The 13,138-nt window shown below is 71.9% G+C and carries 12 protein-coding genes and 1 pseudogene; 3 read left to right on the top strand and 10 right to left on the bottom strand.

Features of this window, described 5'->3' with window-relative positions:
- Positions 1–37: 37 nt before the first annotated feature.
- Positions 38–346, bottom strand: a complete 309-nt coding sequence (locus tag L3X23_RS24805) for a DUF3040 domain-containing protein (protein WP_093080535.1) — start codon at positions 344–346, stop codon at positions 38–40.
- 176 nt (positions 347–522) lie between these two features.
- On the opposite strand from L3X23_RS24805, the gene L3X23_RS24800 reads away from it, so the two are divergent.
- Positions 523–1,434, top strand: coding sequence for a cation diffusion facilitator family transporter (locus L3X23_RS24800; RefSeq protein ID WP_237194895.1), 912 nt, complete (start codon positions 523–525; stop codon positions 1,432–1,434).
- Between the two features lie 215 nt (positions 1,435–1,649).
- Here L3X23_RS24800 and L3X23_RS24795 read toward each other — a convergent pair whose 3' ends face one another.
- From L3X23_RS24795 to rpsF, 6 genes are all read right to left on the bottom strand, one after another.
- The gene (locus L3X23_RS24795; RefSeq protein ID WP_237194894.1) at positions 1,650–2,165 is read right to left on the bottom strand and encodes a DUF1097 domain-containing protein; all 516 of its coding nucleotides are present in this window, start codon (positions 2,163–2,165) and stop codon (positions 1,650–1,652) included.
- Positions 2,166–2,390: 225 nt separating this feature from the next.
- Complete coding sequence (gene dnaB, locus L3X23_RS24790; RefSeq protein ID WP_237198120.1) at positions 2,391–3,827, bottom strand: replicative DNA helicase; 1,437 nt, start codon at positions 3,825–3,827, stop codon at positions 2,391–2,393.
- 649 nt (positions 3,828–4,476) lie between these two features.
- On the bottom strand, positions 4,477–4,926 hold the full coding sequence (gene rplI / locus L3X23_RS24785) for a 50S ribosomal protein L9 (protein ID WP_093080552.1): 450 nt from the start codon (positions 4,924–4,926) through the stop codon (positions 4,477–4,479).
- Positions 4,927–4,940: 14 nt separating this feature from the next.
- Positions 4,941–5,177: a 30S ribosomal protein S18 gene (gene rpsR / locus L3X23_RS24780; RefSeq protein ID WP_093080558.1), complete on the bottom strand. Its 237-nt coding sequence runs from the start codon at positions 5,175–5,177 to the stop codon at positions 4,941–4,943.
- Between the two features lie 51 nt (positions 5,178–5,228).
- Complete coding sequence (locus L3X23_RS24775) at positions 5,229–5,762, bottom strand: single-stranded DNA-binding protein (protein WP_237194893.1); 534 nt, start codon at positions 5,760–5,762, stop codon at positions 5,229–5,231.
- A gap of 38 nt (positions 5,763–5,800) precedes the next feature.
- The gene (gene rpsF, locus L3X23_RS24770) at positions 5,801–6,118 is read right to left on the bottom strand and encodes a 30S ribosomal protein S6 (RefSeq protein WP_093080564.1); all 318 of its coding nucleotides are present in this window, start codon (positions 6,116–6,118) and stop codon (positions 5,801–5,803) included.
- Positions 6,119–6,368: 250 nt separating this feature from the next.
- On the opposite strand from rpsF, the gene L3X23_RS24765 reads away from it, so the two are divergent.
- Together L3X23_RS24765 and L3X23_RS24760 are read left to right on the top strand one after the other, a co-directional pair.
- Positions 6,369–7,133 carry a deoxyribonuclease IV gene (locus tag L3X23_RS24765; protein WP_093080569.1) on the top strand — a complete coding sequence of 255 codons (765 nt, stop codon included), beginning with the start codon at positions 6,369–6,371 and terminating at the stop codon, positions 7,131–7,133.
- A pseudogene (locus tag L3X23_RS24760) lies at positions 7,130–8,116 on the top strand (glycosyltransferase 87 family protein); the annotation flags it as partial. The gene L3X23_RS24765 and the pseudogene L3X23_RS24760, both read left to right, overlap by 4 nt.
- A gap of 271 nt (positions 8,117–8,387) precedes the next feature.
- Here the strand turns inward: L3X23_RS24760 and L3X23_RS24755 are convergent.
- From L3X23_RS24755 to L3X23_RS24745, 3 genes are read right to left on the bottom strand one after another with little or no spacing between them, the layout of a single operon-like run.
- Positions 8,388–9,008, bottom strand: coding sequence for a CoA pyrophosphatase (locus tag L3X23_RS24755; protein WP_237194892.1), 621 nt, complete (start codon positions 9,006–9,008; stop codon positions 8,388–8,390).
- A complete protein-coding gene (locus L3X23_RS24750) occupies positions 8,995–10,557 on the bottom strand; it encodes a glycosyltransferase family 87 protein (protein ID WP_237194891.1) in 1,563 nt (520 codons plus the stop codon). The genes L3X23_RS24755 and L3X23_RS24750 overlap by 14 nt, the downstream gene beginning before the upstream one ends.
- Complete coding sequence (locus tag L3X23_RS24745; RefSeq protein WP_237194890.1) at positions 10,547–13,105, bottom strand: transglycosylase domain-containing protein; 2,559 nt, start codon at positions 13,103–13,105, stop codon at positions 10,547–10,549. The genes L3X23_RS24750 and L3X23_RS24745 overlap by 11 nt, the downstream gene beginning before the upstream one ends.
- Between the last annotated feature and the right edge of the window lie 33 nt (positions 13,106–13,138).

Raw genomic sequence — 13,138 nt, 5'->3', positions numbered from 1 at the left:
AGCACCACTTCCCACGCACGGGCGGCGCAGCCGCAGCTCAGGACGGGCGGGCGCGCCGCTGCGGGCTGGTGAGCGCCAGGCCGAGGGCGGCCATGGCCATGAGGATTCCCGCGACGACGATCGGCACCGCCGCGCTCGCGCCACCGAGGACCAGGAGCAGCAGCCCGCCCACGAGCAGGAGCGTGGGGATCATCCCGGCGGCCTGCATGGTGCGCGCGCCGCGCACGGGGGCGATCCGGCGGACCTTGCGGCCCAGGGCGCTGCAGCGGGCCACGAACAGCGGGTCGCCCGCGACGAGGCCTTGCTCGATCAAGGCGAACTGACTGCGCTCGCGGTCGCTCAGCATGTGTGGAGGCACCCTTCGGGATCGGAGGAGGGCCACCCGCTCGCCGTCGACCCGGGAAACCTTCCGGGCAGAATACGTGACCGGATCGTGACCTCGGTCGTGATGTGACCACCCGCTCTCAGAGTGAGGTCCCCCTATCCTTTACATGCACGACTCTGCATAGGTACCGTTCGCGCATGGGTTCGGGGCACGGACACGGGCACGGCCACTCGGTGGCGAGCGACCGCAGGCGACTGGTGATCGCGCTGGTCGTCACGGTCGCGTGCGCGGTGCTCGGCGCCGCCGGGGCCCTCCTCACGGGATCGCTCGCCCTGCTCGCCGACCTCGGCCACCTGCTGACGGACGCCGGCGCGCTGGTCGGCGCCGTGATCGCGGCGGCCCTGTCCACCCGCCCGGCCACGGACCGGCGCACCTTCGGGCTCGGCCGGGTCGAGGTGCTCGTCGCCGGGATCAACGCGGCGCTGCTGGTCGCCGTCGTGGCGTGGGTGGCCTACGAGGGCGTCAACCGGCTGTTCGAACCCGCCGAGATCCCGGGGCTGCCGCTGCTCGTGATCGGCGCGCTGGGGCTGGTGGGGAACGTGGTGTCGCTGGTCGTGCTGGCAGGCGGTGACCGCGCGAACATGAACATGCGCGGCGCCATGCTGCACGTCCTGGGGGACGCGCTGGGTTCGGTCGGCGTGATGCTCGCGGCGGTGGTGCTGCTCACCACCGGCTGGCCCTACGCGGACACCCTCGCCTCGATGCTGATCGCGGCGCTGATCCTGCCCCGGGCGATCGCCCTGCTGCGCGAGGTGTGGCACGTGCTGCTCGAGGGCGCCCCCGCCGGCATCGAGGTGGACGAGGTGCGCACGGCGCTGCTCGCGGTGCCCGGGGTGGAGGCGGTCCACGACCTGCACGTGTGGGCCATCAACGACCGCACCCCCTCGCTCTCGGCCCATCTCGTGGTGGCGGACGAGGCGGAGTCCGGCTGCGGCGCGGGCGTACTGGACCGGGCGACCGAGGCCCTGAAGGAGCGGTTCGGCCTCACCCACAGCACCCTGCAGCTCGAGCCGCACGCCCACGTGGGTCACGAGCACACCTGCGACTGACCCGAGGCGTGCGGGTCCGCGCGATCCGCATCGGGCGGGTCGGATTGACAGGGGTCGACCGCGGCGACCAACCTGGGTTCGGCTGATCGCCGCGGTCCGGTGCGTCGCCGGCTCCGGCCGGCAAGCAGGGATGCCGACGACGCGATGACGGTCGAGGTGGTGGCCCGGTGGCGCCGTCCGGTCCGACGGGTCGGATGGCCCACCGTCACCTCAGCTCACGCGGCGGGGACGGCCTCGGGCTTGGCGACCAGCTTGCCCGCCAGCACGCTGCTGACGTAGCCGAAGGCCGCACCGACCAGGAACGACACCAGCATCACCGTGAACGGGCCGGTGGGCAGCGTGAAGTCGGTGCCGGAGGCGCCGGTCAGCAGACCGAACATCACGGTGGTCGCGTACCCGAACACCGATCCGGGCACGAACCCGAGCGCGGGCACGAGTGCACCCAGGATGAACACGGCGGTCAACCCGCCCACGATCAGCCCGATCACGATCGGGCTCGTGGCCAGACCGATCAGGACGAGGGTCACCGTGCCGCAGACGATCCCCCAGACGTTGGCCGGGACCGACTTGGCCAGGGCGGCCCGGTCCCCACCTGCGGCGAAGTAGCTCGCCGCTCCCACGAACGTCGCCGGGACCATGAGTCCCAGCCCTCCCAGCGGTCCCACGTACAGGTACGTGATGACCGCACCGATCACACCGATCACCAACGCGAGGGCGACGGGCAGCTTCATCTCTCGATCTCCTCGTACAGCTCGACGAGCACGACGACACACCACCGGCAGGTGGCTGACGGTCCGATCGGACGAGTGAAGAGTGATCCTGAAGGCCCGGTACGGCAATGCGTTCAGCGGACGCGTGACCCCATGTTTTCCGCTGGAAACCATTCGGCAATCGAAAACCCCGTTCGGGGCGTACCCGCCGCACCAAGCCGTAGCCCAGATTTCACACGCCGGTCATCACCCGTGGGCGAGGTCGGCGAAGCGGCTGTAGTGGAGCTGGTGCGCCACGACGATGTTGGCCGTGGGCCCGTTGCGGTTCTTGGCCAGGATCAGGTCGGCCTCGCCCGCGCGCGGGTCGTCCCGCTCGAACGCGTCCGGCCGGTGCAGCAGGATCACCATGTCCGCGTCCTGCTCGATGGAGCCGGACTCACGCAGGTCGGAGATCATCGGCCGCTTGTCCGTGCGCTGCTCGGGGCCACGGTTGAGCTGCGAGATGGCCACGACCGGCACCTCGAGCTCCTTGGCCAGCAGCTTGATCTGCCGGGAGAACTCCGAGACCTCCTGCTGACGCGACTCGACCTTGCGGCCCGAGGTCATCAGCTGCAGGTAGTCCAGGATGATCAGGTTGAGGCTGTTGCGCTGCTTGAGCCGCCGCGCCTTGGCCCGGATCTCCATCAGCGTGAGGTTCGGCGAGTCGTCGATGAACAGCGGCGCCTCGGAGATCTCCGACATCCGCCGCGCCATCCGCGTCCAGTCGTCGTCCCGCATCCGGCCCGCGCGCATGTCCGCGAGCTTGATCTGCGCCTCCGCCGACAGCAGCCGCATGACGATCTCGGTCTTGCTCATCTCCAGCGAGAACACCGCGCTGGTCATGCCGTGCTTGATCGAGCACGACCGCGCGAAGTCCAACCCGAGCGTGGACTTGCCCAGACCCGGACGGGCCGCGACCACCACCATCTGACCGGGGTGCAGCCCGTTGGTGGCCGCGTCGAGGTCCACGAAACCCGTGGGCACCCCGTGCGACACCCCGCCCCGGGACTGGATCGCGTCGATCTCGTCCATCGTGGGCTGCAGCAGCTCCTCGAGGGGGATGTAGTCCTCGCTGGTGGAGCGCTCGGTGACCTCGTAGATCGCGGCCTGGGCCCGGTCGACGACCTCCTCGACCTCGGCCCCCTCCGCGCCGTGGTAGCCCAGCTGCACGATCCGGGTGCCCGCCTCGACCAACCGGCGCAACGTGGCCTTCTCCGCCACGATCTCGGCGTAGTACGCCGCGTTCGCCGCCGTGGGCACCGTGGCGATCAGCGTGTGCAGGTACGGCGCCCCACCGAGGCGGATCAGCTCACCGCGGCGCTGCAGCTCCGCGGACACCGTGACCGCGTCCGCGGGCTCACCGCGCCCGTACAGGTCCAGGATGCAGTCGTAGACCGTCTGGTGGGCGGGCCGGTAGAAGTCGTCCGGCCGCAGCACCTCCACCACGTCCGCGATCGCGTCCTTGCTCAGCAGCATGCCGCCCAGCACCGACTGCTCCGCCGTGAGGTCCTGCGGGGGCTGGCGGTCGAACGGGCTCGGCGCCGCGTCACCGCCGCCGTAGGAACCCGAGTACTGGTCGCCGCCCCGGCCGTCCCCCTCGCGGACCGCACGCGGCCGATTGGGACGGTCGTCCGTCACCGCCATACCCGACGTCACCCCCAGTCACCGTCCGCGCCCATGATATCGAACATCGGTTCGATCCGCACCCGACCTCTCGTCGGGCGCAGTGGGCACGTCCCCTTCCCGTCCGCCACCCGTCCGGGGCGCCTCCGAGAGGCTGCGACGAACGGTCGGCCGGGCTGCGCGCACTCGCCCGCGCGACCCGGGGGCCGACGCTACGGGGGCGGGCCCGCAGACCCAAACCGCGCTGTGGACAGACCTGGGGACCCCGTGGGGACGGATTCGGGCCCGGCCAGGCGGCCCTCCGCACAGTCCTGTGGACAGTATGGGGACAACCCCTGGTCATAGGGCCTTTCACCACGTCAGATGCCCTGATGGCGGTGTGGACAACTTTTGTGGGTAGATGCCCGGCGCGTCCTCGGTCCGGCGTGTCGCGGCCTGTCACCCACCGTCCTCCGGGCGCTCCGGAGAGGTCACTGACCGACGCCGGCGTAACCTCCGCGTGTCGTTCCCACGCGATCAACGGTCGGTGTGCATCCGCTCGCCGACGGTGTGCGGGAGCGCCGCTCGGCATGATCGCCACCGACGGTGCCGAGGGGCCCGGAACGCCACGAGGGCGGGTTCTCGGCCTCTCGACCGGGAACCCGCCCTCGTGACGCAACGTGACTGCGCGTCAGCTCGCGACGACCGCGACCTGAACCTGCGCGGTGACCTCCGGGTGCAGGCGCACCGACACCGGGTGGGTGCCGACGCTCTTGATCTGCTCCGGGATCTCGATGGCGTGGCGGTCCAGAGCCGGGCCGCCCGCCTTCTTCACGGCCTCGACGACCTGCGCCGGGGTGACCGACCCGAACAGGCGGCCGGAGTCGCCCGCGGCCTTGGCGGTCACGGTGACGGACAGCTGCCCGATCTGGTTCGCGACCTCCTTGGCGTGCCCGAGGTCGCGGATCTGGCGGGCCTTCTGGGCCCGACGGATCTGCTCGACCTGCTTCTCGGCGCCACGGGTGGCGACGATCGCGTAGTTGCGGGGCAGCAGGTAGTTGCGGCCGTAGCCGTCCTTGACCTCGACGATGTCCCCGGGCGCACCCAGGTTCTGCACGTCCGTGGTGAGGATGAGCTTCATGTCGATCCCCTTCCTCAGCGCGCGGTCGAGGTGTACGGCAGCAGGGCGACCTCGCGGCTGTTCTTCACGGCCACCGCGACGTCACGCTGGTGCTGCCGGCAGTTGCCGGTGACCCGACGCGCGCGGATCTTGCCGCGGTCGGAGATGAACTTGCGGAGGAGGCCCGTGTCCTTGTAGTCGATGTCCTGGGCCTTGTCCTTGCAGAATGCGCAGACCTTCTTCTTGGGCTTGCGCAGAACTTGCTTGGGCATTGCTGATGCTCCTGGATGTGCACCGCGCTCACGCGCGGAGGGTGGAAAAGATCAGAACGGGGGCTCGTCGTCCGCCGCCGGGCCGCTGCCCGCGGGCGGGGCCGAGCCCCAGGGGTCGTCGTAGCCGCCGCCGCGCTGGCCGCCGCCGTTGCCGCCGCCACCGGAGTTCCCGCCGCCACCACCACCGAAGCCGCCGCCACCGAAGTCCGAACCGCCGGAGCGGCTGACCTTGTTGACCTTGGCCGTGGCGTACCGCAGGGAGGGGCCGACCTCGTCGACCTCCATCTCGATGACGGTGCGCTTCTCGCCCTCGCGGGTCTCGAAGCTCCGCTGCCGCAGCCTGCCCTGCACGATCACGCGCGCGCCGCGGGTGAGCGTCTCGGCGACGTTCTCCGCGGCCTGGCGCCAGATGTTGCAGCGCAGGAACAACGCCTCGCCGTCCTTCCACTCGCCGGACTGGCGGTCGAAGGTGCGGGGCGTGGACGCCACCGTGAAGTTGGCGACGGCCGCCCCGGACGGGGTGAACCGAAGCTCCGGATCGGCGGTGAGGTTGCCGATCACGGTGATCACAGTCTCGCCGGCCATGCGGCCTCCTCAGGTGTGGCTGCGTGCGGGACGGGGTGTCAGCTCGCCGCTGCGGGGGCGGGCGTGCGCTTGGGGTCCCGGCGCAGCACCTTCGTGCGCAGGACCGACTCGTTCAGACCCAGCTGACGGTCGAGCTCCGCGACGGTGGCGGGCTCGGCCGTGACCTCGAGCACCGCGTAGATGCCCTCGGCGTTCTTGTTGATCTCGAAGGCCAGCCGACGCTTGCCCCAGACCTCGATCTTCTCCACCGAACCGCCGTCGGACTTCACGACGGTCAGGAACTGCTCGAGCGACGGCTGCACCGTGCGCTCGTCCAGGCTCGGGTCGAGAATCACCATGATCTCGTAATGACGCATGAGAACCACTCACCTCCTGTGGACTGGAACGGCCGCGGCGCTTCCGCGGCAGGAGGTTCTCACCCCGCCCCGACAGAATCGGGCCCTCGGGCTCGTCGCACGGCGCCCGGGTGGGCACCGGCCGGAGCGGTTGCAGGCGAGATTACCAGCGCGTTTCCCCCGGTCCGCCGCCGCCCCGGTGCCCTGTGGACAACTCGGCGGGACGGCGCCGGACACGAGACCTGTCGGGGGTCCCCTCTACGCTCGGGCCATGCTCATCGGTGCCCACGTCCGGGACGACGATCCGCTGGCCGCGGCGGCCGAGCGCGGCGCGGAGGTCGTCCAGTTCTTCCTCGCCGACCCCCAGGGGTGGAAGAAGCCGCAGCCGCACCCGAAGGCCGCCGAGCTCGCGGCGTCGGACGTGGTGACGGTCGTCCACTCGCCGTACGTCGTGAACGTCGCGAGCCCGAACAACCGGATCCGGATCCCCAGCCGCAAGCTGGTCACCCAGCACGCCGAGGGGGCCAAGGAGGTCGGGGCGATCGGGCTGGTGGTCCACGGCGGGCACGTCACGAAGGACGAGGACCCGGCCGTCGGTGTCGACAACTGGCGCAAGTTCGTGGAGCGCCAGCACGCCGAGGGCGGCTTCGCGGTGCCGGTGTTCATCGAGAACACCGCGGGCGGGGACAACGCGATGGCCCGGAAGTTCGATGCGCTGGCCCGTCTGTGGGACGCGGTGGGCGAGTTCGGCGTGGGCTTCTGCCTCGACACCTGCCACGCGTTCGCCGCGGGCGAGGAGCTGGTGGGCGTCGTGGAGCGGGCCAAGGCGATCACCGGCCGCATCGACCTGGTGCACCTGAACAACTCGCGGGACGAGTTCGACTCCGCGCGGGACCGCCACGCGAACGTCGCGGACGGCACGATCGAGCCCGAGGTGCTCGCCGCCGTCGTCGCCGCGGCACAGGCCCCGGTCGTGGTGGAGACCCCGGCGGAGGGGCAGGCGGCGGACATCGCCTACCTGCGCGCGAAGGCGTGAGACCGGCCCGGTTCGGCACGGCCGGGCTGGTCCTGGTCGTGCTGCTCACCGGGCTGACCCTGCTGCTCGGCTACGCGAACAAGGCCCGCTGCGCGGGTCCGGAGTTCGACGCGTCGGGCCGCACGCTGGACTTCGGCACCCGCCAGAACCGGGACGTCTGCTACTCCGACATCCAGTACCTGTGGATCGGGCGGTCCATCGACACCCACGTGTTCCCCTACGTCGAGGGCGGGATCACCGAGGACGGGCGGCTCACCGGGGGAGCGGTCGAGTACCCGGTGCTCAGCGGCGTGCTGATCTGGCTCGGAGCGCTCGGCGCCCACACCGACGCCGGTTTCCTGCTCGGGTCCGCGCTGTTGCTCGCCCCGTTCGGCCTGCTCACGGGCTGGATGCTGGGCAGGCTCGCGCGGTGGCGGGCGCTGCTCTGGGCCCTCGGCCCGCCGCTGGTGCTCTACGCCTTCCACAACTGGGACCTGCCCGCGGTCGCCGCCGCCGTGGCGGCGGTGCTGGTGATGCACACGCGCCGCGACTCCACGCTCGCCGCGCTCCTGCTGGGCCTGGGCTGCGCGTTGAAGCTCTACCCCGGCGCGTTCCTCCTCCCGCTCGCGCTCTACGTCCTGTCCCGCGGGCCGGACGGCGCCGTGCGGGGCAGGGGCCTGGACTGGCTCAGCGCGCTGCGGGTGCTCGGGGTGGGCCTGGGCACCGTGGTGCTGGTCAACCTCCCGTTCGCGCTCGCGGGCTATGCGGGCTGGCGGGCCAGCTTCACGTTCCAGGAGAACCGCGCGGTCGACGTCAGCACCAACTCGATCTGGTTCTGGGGCCTGCGCCCGCTGCTGGACGGGGCGGACTTCGGCCCTCTCGTCGACGTGCTCTCCCCGGTGCTGGTCCTGGTGAGCTTCGCGGTGGCCGCCGCCGTCGGGTGGCGGATCCACCGCCGCGGCGCCGAGTACCCCTGGATCGGCGTCAGCGCGGCGATGCTCTGCGGTTTCCTGCTGCTGCACAAGGTGCACTCCCCGCAGTACACGCTCTGGCTGCTGCCGTTCTTCGTGCTGCTGCGCGTCCGCTGTGGGTGGATCGCGGGGTACCTCGCGGCCGACCTCCTGATGGGGATCGGGATCTTCCGCTGGTTCTACGTGCTCAACGCGGGGCTGGACGGCGGCATCGCGGGCGGGCTCGCGGCGCAGGCGGTGGTGCTCGGCGTGTGGGGCCGCGCGGTGTTGCTGGCGATCCTCTTCGGCCTGTTCCTGCGGGCGCCTACCGCCATGCGAACACCGGCTGCTCCAGATGGTCCACCCGCGTCCCGCGACCGTGCAGCAGCACCTCCCGCAGCTGGTACATCACCGCTCCCGTCGGGGCGTGCACGAAGCGGTCGAACAGCGGGACCTGGATGACCGGCGCGTCGGACTCGGGGATGGAGATGAACCGGGGCTCGACGTCGATGTCCGCCAGCCGAATCCGGTACACGTGCGCCACCTCGTCGGGGTTCGGGGTGAGCTCGCCGACCTCGCCCGCCCACAGCACCACCGGGGTGATCACGTACCCGGAGCGGGTGGGATAGTCGTCGAGCAGGCCGAGGACCGCGTCCTCGCCGAGCTCGAGCCCGACCTCCTCGGCCAGCTCCCGGCGGCCCGTCTCGGTGATCGTCTCCCCGGCGTCCGTCCGGCCACCCGGCAGCGCCCACTGACCCGCGTGCCTGCGCAGGGTCGCGGCGCGGCGGGTCAGCAGGAAGGCCAGGCCGTCCGCGAGACCCGGCGCGCCCGTGGTGACCAGGGTCAGCGTGACGGCGGAGCGCTTCAGGTCCGGTCGGTCCACGCCGCGGCGCTCGAACGCCGCCAGCCGAGCCTCGACGATCCCCCGCAGGTCACCGGCGTCCATTCTGCGGACTCTGCCCCACCGGAACCGGACGCGCGGCCCGGTGTGACGGGCGTCGCAGCGGCCAGTCGGGGTCGGCGTCGAGCACCGCGGCCGCCGCCTCGCCGTCCGCCTCCGGGTCGGGGGCGCGGAGCGGGTCGGTCTGCGGCCTGAGCACGGAGCGGACGACCAGCACGGCGACCAGCACCACCATCGCGTCCCGCAGCAGGACGGCCCCGAGGAACCAGTCCGGCGGGAGTCCCTTCTGGCCGGGGCCGACGTAGTAGAACATCCGCGGCACCCAGACCAGGGCGTCGATCGCCATCCAGGCCAGCAGCAGCCGCCAGCGCGGCAACGCCAGCACCGCCAGCGGCACCAACCACAGCGAGTACTGCGGGCTCCACACCTTGTTGACCAGCAGGAACGCCGCGACGATCAGGAACGCCAGCGAGGCCACCCGGGGTGGGCGCGGTGCCTTGGCGGCCAGCACCACCAGCCCGGCACAGGCCGCCACCAGCAGGGAGGCGCTCACCGCGTTCAGCGTGTTCGGCGCCTGGTCGGGGCCCAGCGGCCCGTCGAAGCCACTCCAGCCGGTGAAGTAGGACAGCGCGTAGTACAGCGAGTCCGGGTCGGCGGGCCGGGTGCGGTTGAGCCGGATGAACTCCCACCACCCCGGGGCCCAGGCCAGCAGGACCGGGACGTTCACGGCCAGCCAGGCCACGGCCGCGGCCGCGACGGTCCGCACCGCGACGCCCACGTCCCGCCGCCGGACCGCCACCAGCACGATCGGCAGGAGCAGCAACAGCGGGTACAGCTTCGCCGCCCCGCCCAGGCCGAGCAGGATCCCGGCGAGGACCGGTCGTCTCCGGGTCAGGGCGAGCATCCCCGCGCAGGCCAGGGCGACGGCCAGCGCGTCGAAGTTGGTGAAGGCGTGCACCGCGACGAGTGGGGAGATCGCCACGAGCGCGGCGTCCCACGGCCTGCTCCGCCCGGCGGCGGTGAACGCGTCCCCCGCGGACCGCATCCGCACGACCGTCCACACCACGACCAGCCAACAGGCCGCCAGTGCGGACGCGACGATGTCGAAGTACACGACCACCGACAGCGCCGACGGCAGCGGGAGGCTCTGCCAGACGTCCGTCAGCCGGGCGGCGCCCCACTGGAAGAACCCGGTGAGCACCGGGTACTCCATGTAGCGCACGGCGCCGTCGCCGTCCTGCCAGGAGTCCCGGTAGGGGATCGCGGTGGGGTCGTCCAGCCGTTCGATGGAGTAGAGCGGGACGGTGTCGGAGTAGCACATCGCCACGTACTGGCGGTTGTTCTGCCAGTCGAGCGCCAGCGTCCCGTCCTCGGCGCGGTACTGCTGCAGGCACGGCGCCTTCGCGAACCAGCCCAGAGCGAGGGTGACGACCGCGAGCAGCAGCACGACGCGCAGGGGCGTCCAGAACGCGGCGCGCCCGACGAGGGCGTGGCGGCCCAGCGGGCCGCCGACCAGCCTACTGGCCGAGGCGACGAGCGGCTCGGTCCAGCTGGGGACGACCCGCCGCGGGGGACCGGGCAGCCTAGTTCCCATCCCGGCCGCGGTCGAAGAACTGGTCGGTGAAGCCCGCGGGGTTGCCGTTGCCCCCGCCGCCGTTCCCGCCGTTGCCGTTCCCGCCGCCGCCGTTGCCGCCGTCCCCGTTGCCGCCGCCGCCGTTGCCGCCGCCGTTGTTCCGGTTGCCGTTGTCGCCGTTGTCGCCGTTGTTCCCGTTGCCGCCGTTGCCCCGCTCGTGCGGGTCGACCTGGCCGTTGCCGTCCGCGTCCTGGCCGCCGTTGCCGTTGCCGTTGCCGTCCTGCTGGTCCTGGCCGGCGTTGTCCGACACCGGCGCCTGGCCGAGCGGGGTGAACTTCGAGAACTGCTCGGTGGGCGTGCCGCGCAGTGCCGTGGTCATGAACTCCTGCCAGATCGAGCCGGGCAGCATGCGGCCGTAGATCGGCCTGCCCGCCGAGTTCTTGATCGGCGAGTTGTCGTCCGTGCCGACCCAGACGGCGGTGGAGATCGACGGGGTGTAGCCGACGGTCCACGCGTCGTTGTTCTGGCCCTCGACGCTGCTCTGCACGGTGCCGGTCTTCGCGGCGACCGGGCGGCCGCCCAGCCCGATCCGCGACGCGCTCGCCACGTCGGTCATGGACTCCGTGACGTTCCGCGCGACCTGCTGGCTGAAGGCCTGCGTGCCGCTCGCCGCGCCCGCGGTGTGGTCGAAGATGACCCGGCCGTCGCTGGTGGTGACCTTGCGGACCATGAACGGGTCGTGCCGCACGCCGTCCGCCGCGAAGGTCGCGTACGCCGCGGCCATGTTCTCGGTCGTCAGGTTCTTGTCACCGAGCGCGATACCGCCGGTGGGGTTCTTGAGGTCCTCGGCGGGGATGCCCGCCGCCGCGGCCGCGTCGGCGACCTTCTGCGGGCCGACATCCAGCGCCATCCGGTAGAAGACGGTGTTGATCGACTGCGTCATCGCCGTCTTCACCGAGCACTGGTTGCAGCTCACGCCCTCGGAGTTGCTGACCTTGACCCCGGCGAGCGTCTGCGGGGACGAACCGTCGTACTGGGTGCCCAGGCCGATCGGGTCCGGCTGCTGCAGCCCGGCGGCGAACACGAACGGCTTGAAGGACGAGCCGGGCTGCTTCGAGGCCTGCGCGTAGTCCAGCCCGACGCCGTCGTTGCCGCCGAAGTAGGCCAGCACGGCCCCCGTCTTCGGGTCGATGGAGACCAGCGCCGTGCGCAGGTTGTCCGGCTGGCCCTTCATGACGTCGTTCGCCGCGTCGACGGCCGCCTTCTGCGCGGCGGGGTCGATCGTCGTCTCGACGGTCAGGCCCTCGGTGTTGATCTCCGACTCGGAGATCCCGTTCTCCTCGAGCTCGGCGCGCACCTGGTTGTAGATGTGGCCGTTGGCGTCCCCGGGGATGCCGCCACCCGAGGCCGAGGCCTCCTGCCACTGCGGGAAGACCTGCTGGGCCCGGTCACTCGGGCTCATCCAGCCCTGCTGCACCATGCCGTCGAGCACGAAGGCCCACCGCTGCTGGCTGCGGTCCAGGTTCTTCGCCGGGTCCCAGCGCGAGGGCGACTGGATCAGCCCGGCGATCATCGCGCCCTCCGACGGCGTCAGGTCGCCGACGTCCTTGCCGAAGTAGGCCTGGCTGGCCGCCTGGATGCCGTACGCGCCGCGGCCCAGGTAGATGGCGTTGAGGTAGTTCTCGAGGATCTGTTCCTTGGTCTGCTCCTTGGAGATCTTCGCGGCGAGCACGATCTCCTTGTACTTGCGGAGCAGCGAGACCTGGTCCTGCCCGGTCGTCACCTTGATGTACTGCTGGGTGATCGTGGAGCCGCCGCCGATGCCGCCGGTGAGCTGGTTCCACACGGCGCGGCCGATGCCGGACACGTCGAAGCCGGGGTTGGTGAAGAAGGAGCGGTCTTCCGCGGAGAGCACGGCCTCCTGGACGTGCTTCGGGACCTGGTCCAGGGTCACGTTCGTCCGGTTGATGTTGTTCGGCCGGACCGTGGCCAGCGGGCTCCCGTCCGCGAACGTGAACGTGGCGACCTGGGTGTTCGCGGCGTCCTGCGCCGTCGGCACCGGGAAGATCATCCAGCCGACGGCGAACGCGACGAACGGCGCGAGGATCAGCACCCCGAGGGTCCAGAAGGCGATCCGGCGCACCCGCTTCCCCTTCGGTCGCCTGCCCTCCCCGTCGCCGCCACCGCCGCGACCTCGGGGAGGCCCGGCCGAGGGCGGGCCCGGGGGCTCGGCCACGGCCAGGGACGTGGGCCGGTCGTCCGGACCCGAGACGCCGGCGTCGTGCGTGAGCAGGGGCGCCTCCCGCCCGGGCCCCGGCGGGCCCATCGGCCCGGGCCGGTGCGGCGGCGGGCCGAAGCGCTGCGGGGCGGGCCGCCCGGGGGGCGGGCCGTAGCCGGGTCGAGCCCCCGGCGGCGGGCCCGCAGGCTGCGGAGGGGGCGGGCCGCCGTTGCGGCCGTTCCAGGGCGGCGGTCCGCTCTGCGGACGCGCGGGGGCGACGTTCCAGACGTCCGGCACGGGGGCGCGCGGGGGCACGCCGGATCGGCTCGGGTCGCTGCGCTGATCGGTCACCGCGGGCTCCGTGCTTCTCCGCCTGCCGGTGGG

Origin of the sequence: Pseudonocardia sp. WMMC193 (assembly GCF_021728735.1) — a bacterium.
Classification (GTDB): domain Bacteria; phylum Actinomycetota; class Actinomycetes; order Mycobacteriales; family Pseudonocardiaceae; genus Pseudonocardia; species Pseudonocardia oroxyli.
The sequence above is the reverse complement of the archived record's forward strand: the minus strand, read 5'-3'. Positions and strand labels throughout refer to the sequence as shown.

Coding starts and splice junctions, on each gene's coding strand:
- L3X23_RS24805 (WP_093080535.1), bottom strand. CDS start 346: ATGCTGAGCGACCGCGAGCGCAGTCAGTTCGCCTTGATCGAGCAAGGC.
- rpsR (WP_093080558.1), bottom strand. CDS start 5,177: ATGCCCAAGCAAGTTCTGCGCAAGCCCAAGAAGAAGGTCTGCGCATTC.
- L3X23_RS24750 (WP_237194891.1), bottom strand. CDS start 10,557: ATGGGAACTAGGCTGCCCGGTCCCCCGCGGCGGGTCGTCCCCAGCTGG.
- L3X23_RS24775 (WP_237194893.1), bottom strand. CDS start 5,762: ATGGCCGGCGAGACTGTGATCACCGTGATCGGCAACCTCACCGCCGAT.
- dnaB (WP_237198120.1), bottom strand. CDS start 3,827: ATGGCGGTGACGGACGACCGTCCCAATCGGCCGCGTGCGGTCCGCGAG.
- rplI (WP_093080552.1), bottom strand. CDS start 4,926: ATGAAGCTCATCCTCACCACGGACGTGCAGAACCTGGGTGCGCCCGGG.
- L3X23_RS24755 (WP_237194892.1), bottom strand. CDS start 9,008: ATGGACGCCGGTGACCTGCGGGGGATCGTCGAGGCTCGGCTGGCGGCG.
- rpsF (WP_093080564.1), bottom strand. CDS start 6,118: ATGCGTCATTACGAGATCATGGTGATTCTCGACCCGAGCCTGGACGAG.
- L3X23_RS24795 (WP_237194894.1), bottom strand. CDS start 2,165: ATGAAGCTGCCCGTCGCCCTCGCGTTGGTGATCGGTGTGATCGGTGCG.
- L3X23_RS24800 (WP_237194895.1), top strand. CDS start 523: ATGGGTTCGGGGCACGGACACGGGCACGGCCACTCGGTGGCGAGCGAC.
- L3X23_RS24765 (WP_093080569.1), top strand. CDS start 6,369: ATGCTCATCGGTGCCCACGTCCGGGACGACGATCCGCTGGCCGCGGCG.